Source organism: Bradyrhizobium sp. BRP56 (assembly GCF_020194035.1).
Classification (GTDB): domain Bacteria; phylum Pseudomonadota; class Alphaproteobacteria; order Rhizobiales; family Xanthobacteraceae; genus Bradyrhizobium; species Bradyrhizobium australafricanum.
This window is the reverse complement of record NZ_JADYVV010000057.1, coordinates 38,797-60,142: the sequence shown is the minus strand read 5'-3', so window position 1 is coordinate 60,142 and position 21,346 is coordinate 38,797. Positions and strand designations below refer to the sequence as shown.

Below are 21,346 nucleotides of genomic sequence, written 5' to 3'. Positions count from 1 at the left end.
GCTCGAAAGCAAAATCCTAAAACGCAAGAAACCGCGGCCCAACACCCGGCTTTCCTGCAAAATCGAACACTTCATCGAGACAACTTCTGCTTATCTATCGGGCCGATCTGCATTCTTCACGGACGACTTCCTGCGCTGGTCATTGCAGAGCGGCAAGCCGCAGGCTCAATTGCTCAACTACGTTCCTTTGCCAGCCACGCTGGTCGAGCAGATCGAGCAGTATTGGCAGCACAATTTCGAGGCGCTTACGGCGTCGGCAGCGGCGTCCGGAAAGCGGACTGATCGGTAGACCACGCGGATACGCTACTTAAATCCGATCACCATCGAATCCGGGCCAACGAGCGGTTCGACCCGCGTTCGGGAAAATCCGACGTCGCGCATCCAAGCCTGACAGTCTTCGCCTGTGTAGTCAAACCCACCGGCGGTTTCGATCAGCATATTCAAGCTCATCAGAAGCCCGAAAGCGTTTTCGCGGCGATCGTCATCGATGATGGCGTCATAAACAATGATTGCGCCACCTTTCGGAAGCGCATCGAATGCCTTGCCGAGAAGCGCCCGTTTCTTGGCAAGGTCCCAATCATGAAGGATGTGACCCATGATGATGACGTCAACCTCCGGCAGCGGGTCCTCGAAGAAGTTTCCTCCCCGAAACCGCACCCGATCCTCCAGCCCGCGCTGAGCGATAAATTCCTCGAACACCGGCTTGACCGCGGGAAGGTCGAAGCCGATGCCGGTGAGGTGCGGATGGTCGTGTGCGAGCGTGGCAGGCACCATGCCCTGAGCCGAACCGAGATCCATGAAAGTCTTGCACTCGCTCCAAGGGAACTTGCCGGCAATGGCATGCGCCGCACCCGCGCTTATTGCGCTCATCGCGGTCAGAAATCCCCGCAACCGATCCGGATCGGCATACAATGCCGCAAATAAGTCTTCTCCTCCGCCCTTGCCCTCGTTCTGCAAATCGCCGCTGCGCAGGGCCTCCGTGAGCGATCCCCAAAAGCCATAGAGCCGGGCATTCGCCATCTCCAGAATGCCTCCGATGTAGGATGGCTTGGCGCGATCGAGATACAGGTCCGTGTCCGGGGTGTTGCTGTAGATGCCGTTCTCGCGCTCAAGCAATCTGAGCGCCACCAGCGAATCGAGGAAGTCGCGGGCCGATCGCTGATGCAACGCAAGCGTCCTTTGCAGCGTCGGCAGGTCGGCGGGGCCATCGGCCAACGTACTGAACACGCCCAGTTCGACGGCGCTCAAGAGCGTTTTGGACGCCCAAAAGCCCAGACCAATCTGCATAATATGTTCCGGTGTTGCCGCGCTCATGACTTGATCCCAATTGGTTGTCACTGCCGATGCAGCCGGGTGAACATGTCGCCCTGGTTCGGGCCTGGTGCGCCGGGAGGGTGGCAGGGGTTCACCACGGCGTCATTTCAAATAACGGCGAATAAATCTGATTTTGACACTTCCGTTCGGTGAACGCCAGTGGCGCAGGATTGGCGAGAACGAATCAGCGATGGACGCCGCTCCGGCGTCCATCGCGTGAGCTGTGCCTGAAATGCCGGACCATGCTCTAGCGCAGGACCTGGCCCAGCACCTCGCCGTCGACCTGCTGCGGTGCCGAACCGAGGATCCGCATGATGGTCGGCGCCACGTCGATATTGCGCATGTGCCGCACCACGGTGTCCTTGCGGATCTGCGGGCCCGCGGCGATGAACGTCGCGCTCATCACCGGAAGCTCGGGGTCGTGACCGTGGGCGCCATAGAAGTTCGGCATCGACAGCATGGTGGTTGCCGCGTTGAACGGCGCGTCGCCCTGGCGCGCGACCCCGGGGTTCTGGATGCCGTCGAAATTGTAGCCGGGCGCCATCAGCGCGAACACGTCGCCATAGTCCTGGCCGATGGTCTTGCTGATGCATTGTCCGGTTCCGGCGTCGCATTGCAGCGGCCGGGTCTCGACGACGGTGAAGATGCGCTGGTCCTTGAGTGAGTAGTTGAAGCGGGCGTTGGGGTCGACCGCGTTCTTCACCGCGTCGGTGATCTGCGCCACCAGTGTGCGGTAGGTCGCCAGATCAACGGTGCCGCCGAGCTCGCGGTTCTGCAGGTTGACGTAGATGTCGGCGGCGGGACCGGAGGTGCGGATCCCGACCTTGCTGGTGTCGATCCCGGCGTTGCGCAGGATGTTGGTGAGATTGACCGAGGTGTGGAACGGCGCGAAGCCGTGGTCCGACACCACGATCACGTTGCTGTCGCGGCCCGCCGCATCGGCGATCTGCTTCACCGCCTTGTCGGCCGTCTGGTAAGCGAAACGGATGTAGGACGCGTAGCGCTTGACCTTGGCAGCATCCTGGTTGCCGCCGATCGAATTCGGGTCGGTCGGGGTGGTGCCCTGGCGGGGATCGGTCAGCAGGAACTGGTGCTCGGAGCCGTCGGGCTGCTCGATATAGACCATGACGAGGTCGGCGTCCGGATGGGTCTTGATCGCGCGCTCACCGATATTGGCCTGGTAGCGCACGAAGGTCTTCACCATGTCCTCGAACATCGTCTCGATCTCGACGTCGGGGAAGCCCGTGAAGCCCGGGCTCAGGCGCTCCGGAATGCGGAAGTCGGCCTGCGGACGCCAGAACCCGATGTTGTTGTTGATGTCGTCGACGTCGGCGAGCACAGGCGTGTTGCGCGGGATGTAGTTGGCGCCGTAGCGGGCGAAGCGCACCACCGAGAGATCGGGAGACAGCGCAGAGACGAAGTACGCGGCACCAACCTTCGCCCCGCTGCCTTCAAAGAAGAACGGTGCGTTCTCGCCGCCGAACTTGACATAGGCCGGCCCGGTCGACGGCGCGTGGAACGGTCCTGCGGTGATGCCGCGGTTGGCATCGAAGAACACCAGCGTGTCGTAGTTCACCTTCCGATCGTTGGTGGTGTCGATCGCGGCGACGCGAATCGAATATTTGACGTCGAGCGTCGAGGCATTGGTGCAGGTCGCGGTTGCCGCGGCGGAGCAGGAGAACGTCTCGATCGGTGCGGAGGTCACCAGCACCGGGCTGAACGAGAAATGGCCGGCAGCCTGCAGCGCCGTCACGATGCTCGGGTCGGCCGTGAAGTCGCCTCGCGACAGCGAGAAGCCCTGGGCCCCGATGCCGCCGAACGCGCCGAACGGGACCGTGAAGTCGGTGATGCGGGTCGGCTGGGCCGGCTGCACCACGGTCTTGTTGATGGAGATGTCGGCGCCGTCGCCGCCGGGCCAGGTCGCCGTGACGACCTTCTTGCCCTGCTGGCGCAGCTGCACCCACAACGGCACCGCCGTCGGATGCGGCGATGGCCCGAGCGGATTCTCGCTGTAGCCGCCGATCGGTGCCGCAAAGCCGCTGATGCTGGCGGAGATCGGCCCGACGATCGGCTCGAACGTGTTCGAGGGGATGTCGTTGTGGACCGCCGTCGAGCCGGTCGCGATGGCAATATGAGACACCGCGGTGAGCGACGGTGACGCCGTCACGTTCTGCAACGCCACCGCGCCGCGCCGGCTCAGCCGGGCGAGGCCGCCGTCGCGCGGCAGTACGCCTTCCTCGATGAATTTCTGGATGAAATCGGGCTTGGCACCGTCGAGCGAGATCATCACCACGCGCGGCTTGCGGCCGTGATGACCGCCGTCATGATCCTGGTCTTGATCCTGATCGTGACCGCGAGCATCGCCAACGCCGCGATCACCATTATCGCCGTCTTGACCGGCGCGCGCCGGAGTTGCAGTCCACGCCAGCGATGCGACAAGCGACATCGCCGTCGTAACGGAAACGAACGTCTTCAATTTCATGAGAATGCCCCAACTTCGCTGCACGAACGCACAAACGGAAACCGTTCAACAATCTTCGGGGGCTTGCCTGACGCGCATGTGACGCGCGCGCGACGACGCAACGACAGTGCGTCGATGCGTCACAACCGCAGTTCGTATTGCCTCACGCGAAGAACGCGCGTGAACACAACGCGCTAGAGCTGTGCTGTCGATTCAATCCGTGGCGATGTAACGGCTGGATGACGGCGTGCGTCCACAGACGTCACGCGCTTTACGCCGTTGCCTGCGCCGGCGTCCTGCGCTTCACCCGCTTGATGGTGCCGGAGAAGGTGAACAGCGGCCGCTCCGCCGATGTCAGCATGCCCCGCACGAAGATCAGCGACATGCCGGCGCGGGTGACCTCGCCGGTGCACTCGATCAGGTCGCCCTCGCGGGCGGCGTCGAGGAATTCCGAGGCGAACGACACCGTGACGCCGGGGCCCTGCAGCACCGAGCCGGCGAGCGCGAACAGGCAGTAATCCGCGAAGGTCATGAAGCAGCCGCCATGGACGTTGCCGGAGCCGTTGAGATGCTTCTTGCCGACCCGGAACGCGCAGGTGATGCGGCCGTTCTCGTCCATGCGGTGGTAAAACGGGCCGGTATGGGTCTCGAAATTGTCCCGGGTCCAGGTTCGCCAGCCGGCGAATTCGCCCTCGGTTTCGACGTGCAGGTCGGGGCGGCGGTTGAATGCGGTTTTGGCGAGCTCGTTCACGAAATATGGCCTTCAATTATCGGGTTCGGGTCCTTAAATCCGATCCATCCCCATTGTGCAAATCCCGGGACCAAATCCCGGGCCGCGGCCAGCTGCCGCAAAGCTCTGGACAGGCCTGAAATGGGCCCTAAAAGGCCTTTTCGCCCCCGTTCTATCTACCTATTAAGGGTCCCATGAACGCGCCCAAGAACGACGCCAAGAACGAGCCCCAAATCACCCCCGAACTCGTCGCCGCCCACGGGCTGAAGCCGGACGAGTACGAGCGCATCCTGAAGCTGATCGGGCGGGTTCCGACCTTCACCGAGCTCGGCATCTTCTCGGCGATGTGGAACGAGCACTGCTCGTACAAGTCGTCGCGCATCCATCTGCGCGGGCTGCCGACCAAGGCCCCCTGGGTGATCCAGGGTCCCGGCGAGAATGCCGGCGTGATCGATATCGGGGACGGGCAGGCCGTGGTCTTCAAGATGGAGAGCCACAACCATCCGAGCTATATCGAGCCCTACCAGGGCGCGACCACCGGCGTCGGCGGCATTCTGCGCGACGTCTTCACCATGGGCGCGCGCCCGATCGCCTGCCTGAACGCGCTGAGCTTCGGTGCGCCGGAGCATCCCAAGACCCGGCATCTGGTGTCCGGCGTGGTCGCGGGCGTCGGCGGCTACGGCAATTCCTTCGGCGTGCCGACGGTCGGCGGCCAGGTTCGCTTCCACACCCGCTACGACGGCAACATCCTGGTCAATGCGATGGCGGTCGGCCTCGCCGATGCCGACAAGATCTTCTACGCGGCTGCCTCCGGCGTGAACATGCCGATCGTCTATCTCGGCTCCAAGACCGGCCGCGACGGCATCCACGGCGCCTCGATGGCCTCGGCCGAATTCGACGACGCCTCCGAGGAGAAGCGCCCGACCGTGCAGGTCGGCGATCCCTTCGCCGAGAAGCTCTTGCTGGAAGCCTGCCTCGAGATCATGGAAAAGGGTTGCGTGATCGCGATCCAGGACATGGGCGCGGCGGGCCTGACCTGCTCGGCGGTCGAGATGGGCGCCAAGGGCGATCTCGGCGTCGAGCTCGACCTCTCCGCGGTGCCGACCCGCGAAACCGGCATGAGCGCCTACGAGATGATGCTCTCGGAGAGCCAGGAGCGCATGCTCATGGTGCTCAAGCCCGAGAAGGAGAAAGAGGCCGAGGCGATCTTCCGCAAATGGGGGCTCGATTTCGCCATCGTCGGCTACACCACGCCGACCAAGCGCTTCGTCGTCAAGCATGCTGGCGACGTGATGGCCGACCTGCCGATCAAGGAGCTCGGCGACGAAGCGCCGGTCTATGACCGTCCGCATGTCGCCTCGAATGCGCTGCCGGTGATCCGCGGGCAGGACGTCAAGCCGCCGCTCGGCATCGCGGATGCGCTGGAAAAGCTGATCGGCACGCCCGAGCTGTGCTCGAAGCGCTGGGTGTGGGAGCAGTACGACCACGTCATCCTCGGCAATACCATGCAGCGCCCCGGCGGCGATGCCGCGGTGGTTCGCGTCGAGGACGGACCGAAGGGCCTTGCGCTCACCGTCGACGTCACGCCGCGCTATTGCGAGGCCGATCCGTTCGAGGGCGGCAAGCAGGCGGTCGCGGAAGCCTGGCGCAACATCACCGCGGTCGGCGGCCGGCCGCTCGCGATCACCGACAATCTCAACTTCGGCAATCCTGAACGGCCTGAGATCATGGGTCAGTTCGTCGGCTGCCTGAAGGGCATTTCGGAGGCCTGCCGCACGCTGGATTTCCCGGTCGTGTCCGGCAACGTCTCGCTCTACAACGAGACCAACGGCCGCGGCATCCTGCCGACGCCCTCGATCGGCGGCGTCGGCCTGCTCGACGACTTCACCAAGTCCGCGACCCTGGCGTTCAAGGCGGCCGGCGAGGCGGTCCTTCTGGTTGGCGACACGCAGGGCTGGCTCGGCCAGTCGGTCTATCTGCGCGACGTCTGCGGCCGCGAGGAGGGCGCTCCGCCGCCGGTCGATCTCGCTGCCGAGAAGCGCAATGGCGACGTGGTGCGCGGCATGATCCACGCCGGCACCGCGACCGCGGTGCACGACGTCTCCGACGGCGGTCTTTTGATCGCGCTCGCCGAAATGGCGATCGCAAGCGGCATCGGCGCGCAACTCCTGGCCGCGCCGTCCTCGATCGTGCCGCATGCCTACTGGTACGGCGAGGATCAGGCCCGCTACATCGTCACCGTGCCGGCCGCCGACGCAGGCCTCGTGCTGGCCAAGATGAAGGGCGCCGGCGTGCCCTGCGCGCGCATCGGCACCACCGGCGGCGACGCGATTGCGGTGGCTGGGGAGTCGCCGGTTGCGGTCGAAAGCCTGTCGCGCGCCTTCGAGCACTGGCTGCCGAACTACATGCACGGCGCTGCCGCCTGATTCGAGCGAATCGGGCGCTGCGGCGCATAGCAAAGATCTCAATGGCGCGATGAACCCATCATCGCGCCATTTCTATTCCGAACGTGATCCCTTCGGATCATGTCTTATGTCGCGCCGCGGACCGCGCGCCAAGCAAAGATGATGATGCAGGCGCCGATGAAGCCGGCGACGAGATAGCTGAGCCAGCCTCCGCCGAGCGACACGCCGAGCAGACCCAACAGCCAGTTCGCCAGCGCGGCGCCGACAATGCCGAGGATGATATTCATGAAGATGCCGGTTCCGGACTTCATGAACATCTCGGCGAGCCAGCCCGCCAGTCCGCCGACGATGATGGCGGCGATCCATCCAACTTGAGGGTCGTTCATCTCAGGACTCCCTAGGGTCAAGCAGTCCGGCCAGCATACCTGAGAATCACCTGGCGGGATGTGACCAAAGGCAGGTTGTGCGCAACTTGTCGGCCGCGAAAATGCCGTCAGCCCCGCCGCTTGCGCCGCGCCCGGCGTTCGGCTGCGGTGATCAGGATGCGCGGGCCCGGTCCCTGGGCGCCGAGCTTGTCGTCGCAATTGCGCAGTGGGCAATCGGTCACCGACAGGCAGCCGCAACCGATACAGTTGAACAGCTTGTCGCGGAGGTCGGTGAGATCGTTGATGCGCTGCTCCAGCGTCTCGGTCCAGGCGCGCATCGCGCGCTCCCATTCGCGCACGGTCGGCGCGCGATCGAGCGGTATCGCGGCGAAGGTCTGCCTGATCTCTTCCAGCGGGATTCCGGCGCGCTGCGCGATCCTGATCACTGCGATCCGCCGCAGCACGCCGCGCATGTAGCGGCGCTGGTTGCCGCCGGTGCGCCGGCTCGCGATCAGTCCCTTGCTCTCGTAGAAGTGAAGGGTGGAGACGGCAAGTCCGCTGCGCCGCGCCACTTCGCCGACTGAAAGCTCCTGCGCAAGCGTCATTGACCAAGCAATCCCGGATCAGAGGTCCTGCATTGGAAGCTTTGCATTAGAAGCCTTGCAAGCTGCCAGCCTTGACCTCAACCATACTTGAGGTTCTATATCAGTTGCGGGCTTGCAGGGGCAAGCTTCCGGCCGACACGCCGGGGTTCGTTCTTGGAAGCGATATGCCGTCCGCATCATTGTCGTCGCGCCGCTGGCTCGGGCTTCGTGCCAAGCCGTTCGGCATCACCGTTCTGTTGCTCGTCTGTGCCGCGGCCGGCTTGTTTGCCTGGCGCGCAGGCGGATCCAGCGCCTCGGCCAAGGCCACCGCCGAAGCGCCGCCGACGCCGGTCGCGGCGATGGTGGTGCGGACGGAAACCTTGCCGCGGTCGATCGAGGCGATCGGCTCGCTGCAGGCGGTGCGGCAGGTGATTCTGGCGCCGGAGGTTGCCGGCCGCGTCACCGCGATCAATCTCGATGCCGGCACCGATGTCGCCGAGGGCGCGCCGCTGGTGCAGCTCTATGACGCCCCGCTGCGCGCGGCGCGCGCGGTCGCGGTCTCCAAGGGACGCTTTGCGCAGCTGCAGGAGAAGCGTTCGCAGGGCCTCGCGCCGTCCGGCTTCGTGACCCAGGAGACGCTGCAGCAGCGGCAGGAAGATCTGAAGCAGGCCGACGCCTCGCTCGACCAGCTCGATGCGCAGATCGCGCAGATGGCGATCCGGGCGCCGTTTGCAGGCCAGATCGGTCTGCGCAAGGTCAATCTCGGCCAATACGTCAATGCCGGCGATGCGCTCGCGACGCTGACCGCGCTCGACCAGCTCTATGCCAATTTCACCGTTCCGCAGCAGCGCCTGTCAAATCTGAAGGTGGGAGGCGCGGTGACGATCCGTACCGACGCTTTCCCCGATCGGGTGTTCGAGGCAAAGATCAACGCCATCGAGCCGCAGGTCGCCGAGGACACCCGCAATGTCCTCGTGCAAGCCCTGTTTTCCAATCCCGACCGGCTGCTGCGGCCGGGCCTCTTCGTGATGGTGAACGTCGTGCTGCCGCCGCAGCCGGACGCCATCGTGGTGCCGGTCACCGCGATCCAGACCAGCGCATCCGGCGAGAGCGTGCTGGTCGTGCGCGACAACAAGGCGGTCGGCGTCGCCGTGAAGACCGGGCAACGGATCGGCGAGCGTGTCGTGGTGGAGCAGGGGCTTGCGCCCGGCGATCACATCGTCACCGCGGGCCAGCTCCGCGTCATGCCCGGCGCGGCTGTCCAGACGACCATGGCGGAGACGCCGGAGAAGGGACGCTAGCTTCGCGAGCAGCGCCCGAGGAATCATCATGCATTTCACCGACATCTTCATCCGCCGGCCGATTCTGGCGACGGTCGTCAGCCTGCTGATCCTGTTGATCGGCACCGCGGCGATGGTCTCGCTGCCGGTGCGGCAATATCCCAGCATGGAGAGCGCGACGATCCAGGTCGACGTCTCGTTTCCCGGCGCGACCCAGGACGTCATGCAGGGCTTCGTGACGTCTGTCATCGCGCAATCGATCGCGACTGCCAACGGCATCGAGTACATGACCTCGAACTCGACGCTCGGCCTCAGCCAGATCAAGGCCAAGCTGGTGCTCAACGCCAATGCCGACCGCGCCATGACCGAGGTGCTCGCCAAGGTGCAGCAGGTCAAGTACCGGATGCCGGCCGGCGTGTTCGATCCTGTCATTACCAAGATTACCGACGGCGCGTCGGCGGTGCAGTACATCGCCTTCACCAGCGACACGCTGACGCCGGCGCAGATCACCGACTTCGCCACCCGCGTGGCGCAGCCGCTGCTCACCTCGGTGCCCGGCGTCGCGTCGGCCGACACCTCGGGCGGATCGTCGCTGGCGATGCGGGTGTGGATCGATCCGTTCAAGCTCGCGGCGCGCGGGCTGACCGCGGCCGATATCTCCGCCGCGCTGCGGTCCAACAACGTGCAGGCGGCGCCTGGGCGGCTGCGCGGCGAGATGACCGTCACCAACATCACCGCGGCGACCGATCTGCGCAATCTCGACGATTTCCGCAAGATGGTGATCAAGACCGGCGCCGGCGGCGGGGGCCTGGTGCGGCTCGGCGACGTCGCGACGCTCGAGATCGGCGGCGAGAACTACGATTCCAATGCGCGCGACAGCGGCAGGCCCACGGTCTATATCGCGGTGCAACCGACGCCCGACGGCAACCCCCTGGAGATCGTCGCCGCCACCGGCAAGGTGATCGAGGACCTCAACCGCGTGGCACCGCCCGGTTTGAAGGTCGCCGACGTCTTCAACATCGTGCACTTCGTCAAGGCCTCGATATCGGAGGTGCAGCATTCGCTGGCCGAGGCGATCGCGATCGTGGTGGTGGTGATCCTGCTGTTCCTGGGCTCGTTCCGCTCGGTGCTGATCCCCGTGGTCACCGTGCCGCTGTCGCTGGTCGGCACCGCCGCGATGATGCTGGCGCTCGGCTTCTCGATCAATCTGCTGACCCTGCTCGCGATGGTGCTGGCGATCGGGCTCGTGGTCGACGACGCCATCGTCGTCGTGGAGAACATCCATCGCCACATCGAGGAAGGACGGAGCCCCGGCGACGCCGCCCTGATCGGCGCGCGCGAGATCATCGGTCCCGTGATCGCGATGACGATCACGCTCGCCGCCGTCTATGCGCCGATCGGACTGATGGGTGGCTTGACCGGCAGCCTGTTCCGCGAATTCGCCTTCACGCTGGCCGGCTCGGTGGTGGTCTCGGGCGTCATCGCCCTGACCTTGTCGCCGATGATGAGCGCGCAACTGCTCGGCGGAGCCACCTCGCACGGCCGGTTTGCCCGCTTCGTCGAGCATCAGTTCTCAAGGCTGTCGCGCGGCTACGGCCGGCTGCTGGCCGCGACGCTCAAGATGCGCGCTGCAGTGCTGCTGGTGGCATTCAGCGTGCTGGCGGCGATCGTGGTGCTGTTCCTCGGCAGCCAGCGCGAGCTCGCGCCCTCCGAGGACCAGGGCTATGTGTTCACCGTGCTCCGCGCGCCGCAATATGCCAGCGTCGACTACACCACGCGCTCCTCTGACCAGATCGAGCAGCTGTTTCGCTCGTTTCCCGAATACCACGCGAGTTGGTTCATCAACGGTACCGACGGGCAGAACCATGCTTTCGGCGGCATCACCCTGACCGATTGGGACAAGCGCAAGCGCTCGGCCAACGACATCCAGAACCAGCTCTACGGCATGTCCTATGGCGTGCTCGGCGCCAGCGTGACGCCGTTCCAGCCGGCGGCGCTGCCGGCGGCGACCGGCGGCCTGCCGTTCCAGATGGTGGTGCGCTCGGCCGGCGATTTCGCCACCATCTATCAGGAGGTCGAGACGCTGAAGGGCGCCGCCTGGAAGAGCGGGCTGTTCGCCTTCGTCGACAGCGATCTCGCCTTCGACAGCCCGACCGCGCGAATCACCATCGATCACGCCAAGGCGGCCGAGGCCGGGGTCAGCATGCAGACCATCGCCGACACTCTCGCGGTGCTGGTCGGCGAGAATTATGTCAACCGCTTCAATTTCTTTGAACGCTCCTACGAAGTGATCCCGCAGGTGCGCCAGGCCGACCGGGTCACGCCGGAAGGGCTCGGAAACTTCAACGTCCGTTCGAGCTCGGGGCAGATGTTTCCGCTGTCGACGGTGATCAAGGTCAACGTCAAACCGGAGCCGAACCGGCTGCCGCAGTTCAATCAGATGAACGCCGCGACGATCTCGGCGGTGCTGAAACCCGGCGTCACCATGGGGCAGGCGGTGTCGTTCATGCAGGCGCAGAAGCTGTCGCCGGGCATGACCGTCGACTGGCTGTCGGACAGCCGGCAATATGTCCAGGAGGGCAACCGTCTCATCGTCACCTTCGGCATGGCGCTGATCGTGATCTTCCTGGTGCTAGCGGCGCAGTTCGAAAGTTTTCGCGATCCGCTGGTGATCATGGTCACGGTGCCGCTCGCGGTCTGCGGCGCGCTGCTGCCGCTATATTTCGGCTTCACCACGCTGAACATCTACACCCAGATCGGCCTCGTCACCCTGATCGGGCTGATCTCCAAGCACGGCATCCTGATGGTGAGCTTTGCCAACGAGATCCAGCACCGTGAAGGGCTCGACCGGGTCGCCGCGATCCAGAAGGCGGCCGCGGTGCGGATGCGGCCGGTGCTGATGACGACAGCCGCGATGGTCGCGGGCCTTGCCCCGCTGCTCTATGCCGACGGCGCCGGCGCCGCGAGCCGCTTCGCCATCGGCATCGTCGTGGTGATGGGCATGCTGATCGGCACGCTGTTCACGCTGTTCGTGCTGCCGACCTTCTACATCCTGATCGCCCGCGACCATCGCGCGGCGGCCGCCCCGCGGCTGGAAAGCGTGGCGGCGAGGGGCGAGATCGCTGCGTAGGCGTAGGGTGGGTAGAGCGCAGCGAAACCCACCATCTCGATGCACGGCACGAAAGTGATGGGTTTCGCTGCGCTCTACCCATCCTACGGCCTCATCGAACTAAAGCACGTATCTCGAGCCGGGAATCTTGCGCAACACGGCCGTGACCGCCCAGCTCAGCGCCACGGTGGCGAAGAACGCGATCGCGGCCTTGGCGAAGGCCGGCAGATCCATATCGAACAGCCAGTATTGCAGCCACAGCACGATCGGATAGTGCACCAGGAACATGCCGTAGGCGTCGCCCTGCATACGGTCGAGCAGCGTCGGGCCCGACGATTTCGATTGCAGGAAGTAGGCCAGGATCGCGAACAGGATCGAGGCGCTGAACAGCACGTAGAAGGTACCGTAGATCCCGAGATACCAGCCGGGCAGCGGATCGGGGTTACCGATGATCATTCGCTTGATGTAGATCATCACCCACATCAAACAGTACGGGATCAGCGTGATGCCGGTCCAGAACCAGCGGCGTTCGGTCAGCCGTCCGTGCGCGCTGAGCACGCCGCCCTCGAGGTTCGCCGCCCCGATTCCCGCGCCGATGAAGAAATAGGACGCGTACAGCAGCACGCGACTCGCCTGCACCGAAAACGGTCCGAACTCGAACCAGTAGTTCTGGCCGTAATGGACCAGCATCGGCAGGTAGGCGGCGACACTGACGATGACGAGGAACAGCCAGAACTTCGAGGGACGTTGAAATCCCTTGATCGACAGACGGTTGATCGGATCGAGCAGACGCGGCGACACCCGGTAGAGCAGGCTCGCCGTCAGGTCGAAGGCCATCAGGACATAGACGAACCAGATCGGGCCGCTCGGCCACGGCCCGACCGTCATGGTTTTCCACCAGAATTCGGAGAAGCTCAGCCCCGGCGTCGCGCGCAGCGCGATCGCGTAATAGGCGATCGGAATGACCGTGACAGCGCAGATCACGAACGGCAGGCCGAGCCGCAGCAGCCGGTCGCGCAGGAAGATCAGCCATGGCTTGTTGCCGAGCCCCGGCCAGACGAACAGCCCCGACAGGAAAAAGAACATCGCCATGAAGAAGCTGTCGGTGGCGAGCACCACGCAGTCGAAGCCGATCCACGATGTCGGGTCGGTGTGTCCGAAATAGGTGTAGGGGATCACCGCGTGGTGCAGCAGCACGACCAGGGTCAGGAAGGTGCGCGCGCGGTCCAGCGCGACATTGCGCTTGTGGAGCTTCGGTGCTGCCTGGATGTCGACGGCCGGAGCCGCGTGAGCAATCGATTTCATGGTGCCACCAGCCGGGTCTGCACCCTGATGTTGCAGTCGGGAACCTGATTCAGCAAGGCCCAATCGGCTGGACGGGGGAGTATCGAGGTCGGTCATCTCGGCGAAGCTGTTTCGTCTTTGGAACTGCGGTCGGGTGCGGGCGTTCTCGTCCGACCTGGCGGACACGCGCGGTTATGAGGAGCGGGTAATGACAATTCTGAAATGGGCGCTGATCTTCCTTGTCGTATCGATCATCGCGGGTTTGCTTGGCTTCACCGGCATTTCCGCCGCCTCCGCCGACATCGCGCGCTTTCTGTTCTATGTGTTCGTCGTGATCTTCCTGGTGCTCCTGATCCTCGGGCTCACGATATTCAGGGTATAGCTGGGATCGGGGCCAAGCGCTCCCGACGTCATGCCCGGGCCTCGCCCGGGCATTGCCGTTTTGCAGGCTCGGTCAGCGCGCGACCAAAGGCCGGGCGAGGCCCGGCGCTTGCGGCAGGCGACCCTAGGCGACTTCCTCGATCTTCACCTTGTCCGGATAGAAGGCGAGGTGGCCGGCGATCTCGGTCATCGCCGGGAAGGGCTCCTCATAGGTCCAGATCGCGTCGTCCAGCGTCTTGCCGTTGGCCTTGATGCTGAAGTAGTTCGCGTCCCCCTTGTACGGGCAATGCGTGGTCCGCTCGGTGCGGGTCAACAGCTCCATGTTGGCGTCCTGCCGGGGGACGTATTGCACGGCCGGATAGCTCGCTTCCTTCAAGGTCAGCGCATGGGTGGTCTCGGCGATCACGACGCCGTCGGCGATGACGCGGACGCGCTTGGCATTGGGCGTGATCGTGATGGGATGATCGGGGCCGGGGAGCTTCATGATTCTGCGCCTCTTCTGGTCATTTCGGTGTGATGGCTTGTGACCGATTGATGCAGGTTTAAATCGCTGGGAATGGGAATATAGTGTGCCCGGGATGACCTAGAAGACCCCAAGGGCTAGGTTTTATCCTTAGGTTTATCTGGCCGATCTGGCCCTGATTCGAACGACCTGACGGAGGTGGACTGGGATGCCGATGGACGCCCGTGATATCGAATCGATGATCAAGGCAGCGATTCCCGATGCCGAGGTGACGATCCGCGATCTGGCCGGCGACGGCGACCACTACGCCGCCACTGTTATTTCCGAGTCATTCCGCGGCAAGTCCCGCGTCCAGCAGCACCAGATCGTCTACCAGTCGCTGAAGGGCCAGATGGGCGGCGTGCTGCACGCGCTGGCCCTGCAGACCGGCGTGCCGGAAGGCTAGGGCCCGGCAAAGCTGCGGGCGGGGGCCTCAAGCATGGTGGACAATCCGCGTGGCGCGATGTTTCGCGTCATCGTGCCGAACCAGCACAGCCGCGTCACCAATGCCGAGCTGTTCTTCGACCTCGTCTTCGTCTTCGCCGTCACGCAGCTGTCGCATACGCTGCTGCACCACTTCACCCTGCTTGGGGCGGTGCAGGTCACGCTGCTGTTCCTCGCGGTGTGGTGGGTGTGGGTCTACACCACCTGGGTCACCAACTGGCTCAATCCCGAACTGACGCCGGTCCGACTGCTGCTGTTCGTGCTGATGCTGGGCGGGCTGTTGCTGTCGACCTCCATACCGACCGCCTTCGAGGGCCGCGGGCTGTGGTTTGCCGGGACCTATGCGGCAATGCAGGTCGGCCGCACCGCGTTCTGGCTGCTGGCGACGCCGCGGCGCCGGACGGCGGTGCGCCACAACGCCATCCGCATCTTGACCTGGCTGTCCTGCTCGGCCGTGCTGTGGATCCTCGGCGGATTCGCCGAGCACGAGACGCGGATGTGGCTCTGGATCGCGGCGCTGACCATCGAATATATCGCGCCGGCCGCGCGGTTCTGGACCCCTGGGCTCGGCTTTTCCTCGATCGAGGCGTGGTCGGTCGAGGGCGGCCACATGGCCGAGCGCTGCGCCGGCTTCATCATCATTGCGCTCGGCGAGGCCATCGTGGTCGATGGCGCGACCTTTGCCGAGCTGACCTGGACGCCGGAGAATGTCACCGCGTTCATCTCGGCGCTGGTCGGCAGCATCGCGATGTGGTGGATCTATTTCCACAAGGGCGCCGAGGCCGGCTCGGACATGATCTCCAAGTCAGAGGAATCCGGCCGCGTGGCACGGATCGCCTATACCTATCTGCACATGCCGATCGTCGGCGGCATCATCCTCACCGCAGTGGCTGACGAACTGGTGCTGAAGCACCCGTCCGGTCATTCCGATCTGAACACGATCGTCAGCTCGGTGGGCGGGCCCATGCTGTTCCTGGTCGGGACCATCCTGTTCAAATATGTGATCCGCAACTTCCTCCAGCTCTCGCACGGCGTCGGCATCGTCGCGCTGGCGATCACGGCCTATTTCGCCCGCGAGATGTCGCCGCTGGTGCTCTCGCTCGTCACCACCGCGATCATGATCGTGGTCGCGGCATGGGAGTCGATCTCGCTGCGATCGACGGGGGAAGAGGAATAGCGGCCGCCGTTACTTGCGGCCGGCCTTTGCTACCACATGCTGCCAATAGACGAACAGCGGTGCGCCGATCACTTCGAGCGCGGTGAAGCCCACGAAGGGCAGCGGCGGCAAGCCGACCATCAGCATCGACAGCAGCCTGCCGATGCCGCCGAGGAAGATGCCGCCCCAGACCACCCGAAACAGCACGCTCTCGCTTTCGATCCGCGGTACCAGCCAGAGCAGCGCGAGGCCGAGACCAAGCCAGACCCCGCCGAAGAAGCGCAGATTGCTGTCGAGCACCGGCAGCGCCGGGACGCCCGCGGAGGCGTAGAGCGGATCGCTGACGCCCAGCATGGTGATGATGCCGGTCAGGATCGGGACCAGGGCGAGCAACGCCGTCGCGATCTGCAGCGGACGCCTGCCCATGATTTGCCCCGTCTCTTGTTGGGCGCTAGTCCGCGACCAGTGCGTGCACCGAGAACATCGTGTTGGCGTCGGTCCAGCTTTCGCGCACCGTCCAGCCCGCGCTGCGGGCGAGCGCGGTGAAGCGCTCGAGCGAGTATTTGTAGCTGTTCTCGGTGTGGATGCTCTCGCCCGGACGGAACGCAAAGGTGTTGCCGAGGATGCGCACGGTCTGCGCCTTGCGACTGATCAGGTGCATCTCGATGCGATGGCGATCGCGGTTGTAGATCGAGCGGTGCGTGAATCCCGACAGATCGAAATTGCCGCCGAGCTCGCGGTTGATGCGAACCAGCACATTGAGGTTGAACCGCGCGGTGACGCCGGCCGCGTCGTTATAGGCGTCGTACAGCACGCGCTCGTCCTTCTCGAGGTCGACGCCGATGATCATCTGCGCGCCGTGGCCGAGGATTTTTCGCGCGCTGCGCAGGAAGGCCAAGGCCTCGCTCGGCTCGAAATTGCCGAGCGTCGAGCCGGGGAAGAAGCCGACCTTCGGCATCGTGGCGACGGCCTCGGGCAGCGTGAACGGCGTGGTGAAATCGGCAGCGACCGGGTAGATGCCGAGGCGAGGGAAATCCTTCCGCAGCCCGTCGGCCTGGGCTTTGAGGAAATCGCCTGAGATGTCGACCGGCACATAGGCTGCGAATTCGCAATGCTCGAGCAGCAGGCGCACCTTGGTGGTCGCGCCGGCACCGAACTCGACCAGCGCCGCGCCGCCGGGGATGATCGCGGCGATCTCGTCGCCGCGGTCGCGCAGGATGCCAAGCTCAGTGCGCGTCGGATAATATTCCGGCAGCACCGTGATCTGCTCGAACAGCTCGGAGCCGGTGGCGTCGTAGAAATATTTCGGCGACAGCCGTTTCGGGTGACGGGCGAGATCGCCAATCACGTCGCCGGCAAACACCGATGTCGCTTCGTCGAACGGATACGCTTTGGCCAAAGCGGCGGCATGCACATTCATGATACTCTCCCGAACGCGCTTACCGACGCGTTATTGATGTCGACAGGACTCAATCAGGCATAGTCTGCGAGGCGTAACCCCGTGAATTGCCAGCGATGGTGTGGATAGAAGAAGTTGCGATAGGTGACGCGGCTGTGACCTGAAGGCGTCGCCAGCGACGAGCCGCGCAGCACGAGCTGGTTGACCATGAACTTGCCGTTGTACTCACCGAGCGCGCCTTCGATCGCGCGGTAGCCCGGATAGGGCGAATAGGAGCTACGGGTCCATTGCCAGACGATGCCGTAGGCGTCGTTGAGCAGGCCGGCGCGCGCGGCGACCTCCCATTCCATCTCGGTCGGCAGGTGCCTGCCGGCCCATCGGGCGAAGGCGTCGGCCTCGTAATAGCTGACGTGGCAAACCGGCGCTGACGGATCGATCGGCTGCAGGCCGCCGAGCGTCATGAGCTTCCATTCGCCGTCGATCTCGCGCCAATGGCCGGGTGCCTGCCAGCCCTCGTTGCTCGCGGTGCCGAAGCCATCCATCAGCCACAGCGTGGCGGTGGAATAGCCGCCGTCCTTCATGAAGGCGAGCCAGTCGGCATTGGTGACGAGGTTCTTCGCGAGCTTGACCGGGCCGACCAAGGCGCGATGCGCGGGCTTCTCATTGTCGAAATGGAAGCTGTCGTCGCCATGGCCGACGGTGTGGATGCCTTCGTTGAGCGTCACCCATTCCTCAGGCCCGTGCTGCGACGCCGGGAAGCGCCACGTCGGATCGTAGGCCGGCGGGATCGGGTTCTGCGCGAAGGCATGCAGGATGTCGGTGTACATCAGCTCCTGATGCTGCTGCTCGTGATTGAGCCCGACCTCGACCAGCGGCACCAGCGCCTCGAGCGTGTCGGCTCCGGCAGTCTGGAAGAATTTCACCACCTCGGCGTCGACATGGCGGCGGTAGGCGGTGACTTCGTCGGCGGTCGGGCGGGTCAAATGGCCGCGCTGGTGGCGGGCGTGCCGCGGACCGGCGCTGACGTAATAAGAATTGAACAGATAAGCGTAGTCGGGATGGAATGGCGTGTAGCCCTTGACGTGCTCGCCGAGCAGGAACTGCTCGAAGAACCAGGTGGTATGGGCGCGGTGCCATTTGGCTGGGCTCGCGTCCGGCATCGACTGGATCAGCTGGTCTTCGGGCGACAGCGGTGCGGCCCGCCGTTCGGTCTCGTCGCGGACGGCGCGATAGGCGTCCACCAAGCGCTGGGCGAGCGGGCCGGATTCGGAGGATAGTGACGGGGGGACGGCGGGAAGGGCGGCCGCGGCAGAGGCTGGTTTCGTCACAGGGGTCTCCGATTCAATGGAGAGAACGTTGCTTCGGCAAACTGGTTCCCAACGGACAGTTCGTCCTAGATAGGGGCTCCGTTACGGGAAAAAAGCCTCCCCCCGCGATGATATTGGGGCCGTCAGATAATCCCGGCCCATTTTGGGCACCCGCAGCGCCCGGTGCATGCCAGATTTCCGCCATTTTGCTTTGGATGCACAATGGTTTGACCTACATATATAGTCAGTCACGGGTTAGAAGGGTGGGCCGGCCCGTCAAGGCCTGAGAGCGCCGCCCCCGAAGGAAGCGAAAATGAGCATCGAGCAATTCATCGACAACGAAGTGAAGTCGAACGACGTCGTGCTGTTCATGAAGGGCACGCCGCAATTCCCGCAGTGCGGGTTTTCCGGTCAGGTCGTGCAGATCCTCGACCACATCGGCGTCGGCTACAAAGGCCTCAACGTTCTCGAATCCGCCGAGCTGCGCAACGGCATCAAGGTCTATTCGAACTGGCCGACGATTCCGCAGCTCTATGTGAAGGGCGAGTTCGTCGGCGGTTGCGACATCATCCGCGAGATGTTCCAGGCCGGCGAATTGCAGCAGCTGTTTGCCGACAAGGGCATCCCGGTCGACGTGGCTGCCTGACCTTGACGGCGCGCCAGATCGGCAAGGCGCGGCTCGAAGTCATCGTTACCGACATCACGACCCTGCGCGTTGACGCCATCGTCAACGCGGCCAATTCATCGCTGCTCGGCGGCGGCGGTGTCGACGGAGCGATCCATCGCGCCGCGGGCCCCGAGCTGCTCGCCGAGTGCCGCATCCTGCACGGCTGCAAGACCGGCGATGCCAAGATCACCAAAGGCTATCGGCTCCCGGCCAAGCACGTGATCCACGCCGTCGGCCCGATCTGGCACGGCGGCACCCAAAACGAGGATGCGCTGCTCGCATCCTGCTATCGCCGCGGCATCGAGCTGTGCCACGCCAATCAGCTGGGCTCCATCGCATTTCCCGCCATCTCGACCGGCGTCTATCACTTCCCGCCGGATCGCGCCGCCGACATCGCGGTCAAGGCCGTCGTCGATGCCCTGGCCGCCGCACCCGGCCTCACGCAGGTGATCTTTTGCTGCTTTTCTGCCCAAAGCGGCGAGCTTCATCAGAAGGTCCTGGGGGCCTTTGGCAGCCCTTGTGCCTGATGATACCGCCGCTACACTTCCCCGTGATTTCCGGGGAGGGATAATCCAAATGCATTCATTTCGTTTGACGTGCGCGGCCGCGGCCGCCGCGGTGGTGCTGGCGGCGCCGGCGTACCCGCACACCGAGGGCACCTACGAGATTCCGGCGGGTGCGCATTTCAACCGCGACAAGCTCGCCAAGATCAGCGAGTTCTTCAAGAACGAGGTCGCGACCGGGAAGATTCCCGGCGCCATCGTCCTGATCCAGCAGCACGGCAAGCCGGTCTATCACGAGGCCTTCGGCGTGCAGGATGTGGTCAGCAAGGTGCCGATCACGGACAAGACCATCTTCCGACTGGCCTCGATGTCCAAGTCGATCACCGCCGTGGTGTCGATGCAGCTGCTGCAGGAGGGCAAATACAAGCTCGACGATCCGGTCTCGAAGTACATCCCGTCCTTTGCCAACGTGAAGGTCGGCGTCGAGAAGAAGGCCGAGGACGGCACCAAGACGCTCGAGCTGGTGCCGCCAAAGCGGCCGATCACGATCCTCGATCTGATGACGCATACGTCGGGTATCACTTACGGCTTCTATGGCGACAGCCTGGTCCGCAAGGCCTACAAGGAAGCCAATATCTACGGCGGAGATTTCGATCTCGCCGAATTCGCCGAGCGGATCGCCAAGCTGCCGCTGCACAACCAGCCCGGCGCGCTCTGGCAATACGGCCATTCCACCGACATTCTGGCGCGCGTGATGGAGGTGGCCACCGGCGAGAAGCTCTCGGCGATCGAGCACGAAAGGCTACTCGATCCGCTCGGCATGAAGGACACCGGCTTCTTCGTCACCGATCCCGAGAAGCAGAAGCTGATGGCCGAGCCGATGCCGAACGACAGCGACTTCCGGGTCGGCCGGGTCAACGATCCGACCAAGGTCAAGAAATGGGAGTCCGCCAGCGGCGGCATGGTCTCGACCATGGCGGATTATTCGCGCTTCGCGCAGATGCTGCTCTATGGCGGCACCCTCGACGGCAAGACCATCCTGAAGCCCGAGACGTTCAAGGAGCTGACGACCGACCGCGTCGGGCCGGGCTCCGGCGTCGAGCGCGACTTTTTCTATTTCCCCGGCGACGGCTTCGGCTTCGGGCTTGGGATCGCGGTGCGCACCGATCCCGGCACTGCGAAGCCGCCGCCGCCCGGCGATCTCGGCGAGCTGAAATGGGACGGCGCCAGCGGCTGCTATTATGTCATCGACCGCAAGCAGGACTTCTTCTTCGTCCTGCTGGAGCAGACGCCGACCGAGCGTCAGCGCATCCAGCGGACGCTGAAGCAGCTCGTCTATGAAGCCATGGAAAACTAGAGCGTTTTCGAGCGAAGTGGATACCGGTTCGCGTGAAGCAACGCGTTGAAAAGAAGGGAATGACGGCATGATCCGATTCAGGCGGATCGGCTCATGCG

Annotated in this window: 19 protein-coding genes and 1 pseudogene; 10 read left to right on the top strand and 10 right to left on the bottom strand. The window is 64.3% G+C overall.

Features of this window, described 5'->3' with window-relative positions; translation table 11 throughout:
* A pseudogene (locus I6F38_RS31875) lies at positions 1-289 on the top strand (hypothetical protein); the annotation flags it as partial.
* A 14-nt stretch (positions 290-303) separates the two neighbouring features.
* Here I6F38_RS31875 and I6F38_RS31870 read toward each other — a convergent pair.
* The 3 genes from I6F38_RS31870 to I6F38_RS31860 form a co-directional block, all read right to left on the bottom strand.
* On the bottom strand, positions 304-1,314 hold the full coding sequence (locus I6F38_RS31870; protein WP_225163198.1) for an acetylserotonin O-methyltransferase: 1,011 nt from the start codon (positions 1,312-1,314) through the stop codon (positions 304-306).
* 247 nt (positions 1,315-1,561) lie between these two features.
* On the bottom strand, positions 1,562-3,796 hold the full coding sequence (locus I6F38_RS31865) for an alkaline phosphatase family protein (RefSeq protein ID WP_225163197.1): 2,235 nt from the start codon (positions 3,794-3,796) through the stop codon (positions 1,562-1,564).
* 250 nt (positions 3,797-4,046) lie between these two features.
* The gene (locus I6F38_RS31860) at positions 4,047-4,526 is read right to left on the bottom strand and encodes a PaaI family thioesterase (protein WP_092088532.1); all 480 of its coding nucleotides are present in this window, start codon (positions 4,524-4,526) and stop codon (positions 4,047-4,049) included.
* 173 nt (positions 4,527-4,699) lie between these two features.
* Here I6F38_RS31860 and purL point away from each other — a divergent pair, with 173 nt between their 5' ends.
* On the top strand, positions 4,700-6,931 hold the full coding sequence (purL, locus tag I6F38_RS31855; RefSeq protein WP_225163196.1) for a phosphoribosylformylglycinamidine synthase subunit PurL: 2,232 nt from the start codon (positions 4,700-4,702) through the stop codon (positions 6,929-6,931).
* 104 nt (positions 6,932-7,035) lie between these two features.
* Here the strand turns inward: purL and I6F38_RS31850 are convergent, their stop codons facing one another.
* Entirely contained in the window at positions 7,036-7,296 is a 261-nt protein-coding gene (locus tag I6F38_RS31850) for a GlsB/YeaQ/YmgE family stress response membrane protein (RefSeq protein ID WP_016843463.1), read from the bottom strand.
* Positions 7,297-7,403: 107 nt separating this feature from the next.
* Entirely contained in the window at positions 7,404-7,880 is a 477-nt protein-coding gene (soxR, locus tag I6F38_RS31845) for a redox-sensitive transcriptional activator SoxR (protein ID WP_057018397.1), read from the bottom strand.
* Positions 7,881-8,044: 164 nt separating this feature from the next.
* Here soxR and I6F38_RS31840 point away from each other — a divergent pair, with 164 nt between their 5' ends.
* Positions 8,045-9,160 (top strand): efflux RND transporter periplasmic adaptor subunit, encoded by a 1,116-nt coding sequence (locus I6F38_RS31840; RefSeq protein ID WP_225163195.1) that lies wholly within the window; start codon positions 8,045-8,047, stop codon positions 9,158-9,160.
* A gap of 28 nt (positions 9,161-9,188) precedes the next feature.
* A complete protein-coding gene (locus tag I6F38_RS31835) occupies positions 9,189-12,269 on the top strand; it encodes an efflux RND transporter permease subunit (protein WP_225163194.1) in 3,081 nt (1,026 codons plus the stop codon).
* A 99-nt stretch (positions 12,270-12,368) separates the two neighbouring features.
* Here the strand turns inward: I6F38_RS31835 and I6F38_RS31830 are convergent, their stop codons facing one another.
* Positions 12,369-13,553, bottom strand: coding sequence for an acyltransferase (locus I6F38_RS31830; RefSeq protein ID WP_057018399.1), 1,185 nt, complete (start codon positions 13,551-13,553; stop codon positions 12,369-12,371).
* Positions 13,554-13,740: 187 nt separating this feature from the next.
* Between I6F38_RS31830 and I6F38_RS31825 the strand changes: the two genes are divergently transcribed.
* Positions 13,741-13,914, top strand: coding sequence for a DUF1328 domain-containing protein (locus tag I6F38_RS31825; RefSeq protein WP_024582607.1), 174 nt, complete (start codon positions 13,741-13,743; stop codon positions 13,912-13,914).
* Between the two features lie 123 nt (positions 13,915-14,037).
* Here I6F38_RS31825 and I6F38_RS31820 read toward each other — a convergent pair whose 3' ends face one another.
* On the bottom strand, positions 14,038-14,397 hold the full coding sequence (locus tag I6F38_RS31820) for a DUF427 domain-containing protein (RefSeq protein WP_225163193.1): 360 nt from the start codon (positions 14,395-14,397) through the stop codon (positions 14,038-14,040).
* A 187-nt stretch (positions 14,398-14,584) separates the two neighbouring features.
* On the opposite strand from I6F38_RS31820, the gene I6F38_RS31815 reads away from it, so the two are divergent.
* Together I6F38_RS31815 and I6F38_RS31810 are read left to right on the top strand one after the other, a co-directional pair.
* Positions 14,585-14,821 carry a BolA family transcriptional regulator gene (locus tag I6F38_RS31815; RefSeq protein ID WP_016843470.1) on the top strand — a complete coding sequence of 79 codons (237 nt, stop codon included), beginning with the start codon at positions 14,585-14,587 and terminating at the stop codon, positions 14,819-14,821.
* A gap of 33 nt (positions 14,822-14,854) precedes the next feature.
* On the top strand, positions 14,855-16,036 hold the full coding sequence (locus tag I6F38_RS31810; RefSeq protein ID WP_225163192.1) for a low temperature requirement protein A: 1,182 nt from the start codon (positions 14,855-14,857) through the stop codon (positions 16,034-16,036).
* A gap of 9 nt (positions 16,037-16,045) precedes the next feature.
* Here the strand turns inward: I6F38_RS31810 and I6F38_RS31805 are convergent, their stop codons facing one another.
* Genes I6F38_RS31805 through egtB form a run of 3 tightly spaced genes read right to left on the bottom strand, consistent with a single transcriptional unit; the run spans position 16,046 to position 18,742 of the window.
* Entirely contained in the window at positions 16,046-16,441 is a 396-nt protein-coding gene (locus I6F38_RS31805) for a DUF4345 domain-containing protein (protein WP_225163191.1), read from the bottom strand.
* Positions 16,442-16,466: 25 nt separating this feature from the next.
* Positions 16,467-17,435 carry an L-histidine N(alpha)-methyltransferase gene (gene egtD, locus I6F38_RS31800; protein ID WP_225163190.1) on the bottom strand — a complete coding sequence of 323 codons (969 nt, stop codon included), beginning with the start codon at positions 17,433-17,435 and terminating at the stop codon, positions 16,467-16,469.
* Positions 17,436-17,488: 53 nt separating this feature from the next.
* The gene (egtB, locus tag I6F38_RS31795) at positions 17,489-18,742 is read right to left on the bottom strand and encodes an ergothioneine biosynthesis protein EgtB (RefSeq protein ID WP_225163189.1); all 1,254 of its coding nucleotides are present in this window, start codon (positions 18,740-18,742) and stop codon (positions 17,489-17,491) included.
* Between the two features lie 292 nt (positions 18,743-19,034).
* Between egtB and grxD the strand changes: the two genes are divergently transcribed.
* Genes grxD through I6F38_RS31780 form a run of 3 tightly spaced genes read left to right on the top strand, consistent with a single transcriptional unit; the run spans position 19,035 to position 21,248 of the window.
* Positions 19,035-19,367, top strand: a complete 333-nt coding sequence (grxD, locus tag I6F38_RS31790; RefSeq protein ID WP_016843475.1) for a Grx4 family monothiol glutaredoxin — start codon at positions 19,035-19,037, stop codon at positions 19,365-19,367.
* Positions 19,364-19,915, top strand: coding sequence for an O-acetyl-ADP-ribose deacetylase (locus I6F38_RS31785; protein WP_225163200.1), 552 nt, complete (start codon positions 19,364-19,366; stop codon positions 19,913-19,915). The genes grxD and I6F38_RS31785 overlap by 4 nt, the downstream gene beginning before the upstream one ends.
* 49 nt (positions 19,916-19,964) lie before the next feature.
* Complete coding sequence (locus I6F38_RS31780) at positions 19,965-21,248, top strand: serine hydrolase domain-containing protein (RefSeq protein WP_225163188.1); 1,284 nt, start codon at positions 19,965-19,967, stop codon at positions 21,246-21,248.
* Positions 21,249-21,346 lie beyond the last annotated feature (98 nt).

Excerpts from the sequence above, each read along its gene's own strand:
- I6F38_RS31835 (WP_225163194.1), top strand. The coding sequence starts at position 9,189 with ATGCATTTCACCGACATCTTCATCCGCCGGCCGATTCTGGCGACGGTC.
- I6F38_RS31805 (WP_225163191.1), bottom strand. The coding sequence starts at position 16,441 with ATGGGCAGGCGTCCGCTGCAGATCGCGACGGCGTTGCTCGCCCTGGTC.
- I6F38_RS31865 (WP_225163197.1), bottom strand. The coding sequence starts at position 3,796 with ATGAAATTGAAGACGTTCGTTTCCGTTACGACGGCGATGTCGCTTGTC.
- I6F38_RS31870 (WP_225163198.1), bottom strand. The coding sequence starts at position 1,314 with ATGAGCGCGGCAACACCGGAACATATTATGCAGATTGGTCTGGGCTTT.
- I6F38_RS31820 (WP_225163193.1), bottom strand. The coding sequence starts at position 14,397 with ATGAAGCTCCCCGGCCCCGATCATCCCATCACGATCACGCCCAATGCC.
- soxR (WP_057018397.1), bottom strand. The coding sequence starts at position 7,880 with ATGACGCTTGCGCAGGAGCTTTCAGTCGGCGAAGTGGCGCGGCGCAGC.
- I6F38_RS31815 (WP_016843470.1), top strand. The coding sequence starts at position 14,585 with ATGCCGATGGACGCCCGTGATATCGAATCGATGATCAAGGCAGCGATT.
- egtD (WP_225163190.1), bottom strand. The coding sequence starts at position 17,435 with ATGAATGTGCATGCCGCCGCTTTGGCCAAAGCGTATCCGTTCGACGAA.
- I6F38_RS31810 (WP_225163192.1), top strand. The coding sequence starts at position 14,855 with ATGGTGGACAATCCGCGTGGCGCGATGTTTCGCGTCATCGTGCCGAAC.
- I6F38_RS31830 (WP_057018399.1), bottom strand. The coding sequence starts at position 13,553 with ATGAAATCGATTGCTCACGCGGCTCCGGCCGTCGACATCCAGGCAGCA.
- I6F38_RS31840 (WP_225163195.1), top strand. The coding sequence starts at position 8,045 with ATGCCGTCCGCATCATTGTCGTCGCGCCGCTGGCTCGGGCTTCGTGCC.
- grxD (WP_016843475.1), top strand. The coding sequence starts at position 19,035 with ATGAGCATCGAGCAATTCATCGACAACGAAGTGAAGTCGAACGACGTC.
- purL (WP_225163196.1), top strand. The coding sequence starts at position 4,700 with ATGAACGCGCCCAAGAACGACGCCAAGAACGAGCCCCAAATCACCCCC.
- I6F38_RS31780 (WP_225163188.1), top strand. The coding sequence starts at position 19,965 with ATGCATTCATTTCGTTTGACGTGCGCGGCCGCGGCCGCCGCGGTGGTG.
- I6F38_RS31850 (WP_016843463.1), bottom strand. The coding sequence starts at position 7,296 with ATGAACGACCCTCAAGTTGGATGGATCGCCGCCATCATCGTCGGCGGA.
- I6F38_RS31825 (WP_024582607.1), top strand. The coding sequence starts at position 13,741 with ATGACAATTCTGAAATGGGCGCTGATCTTCCTTGTCGTATCGATCATC.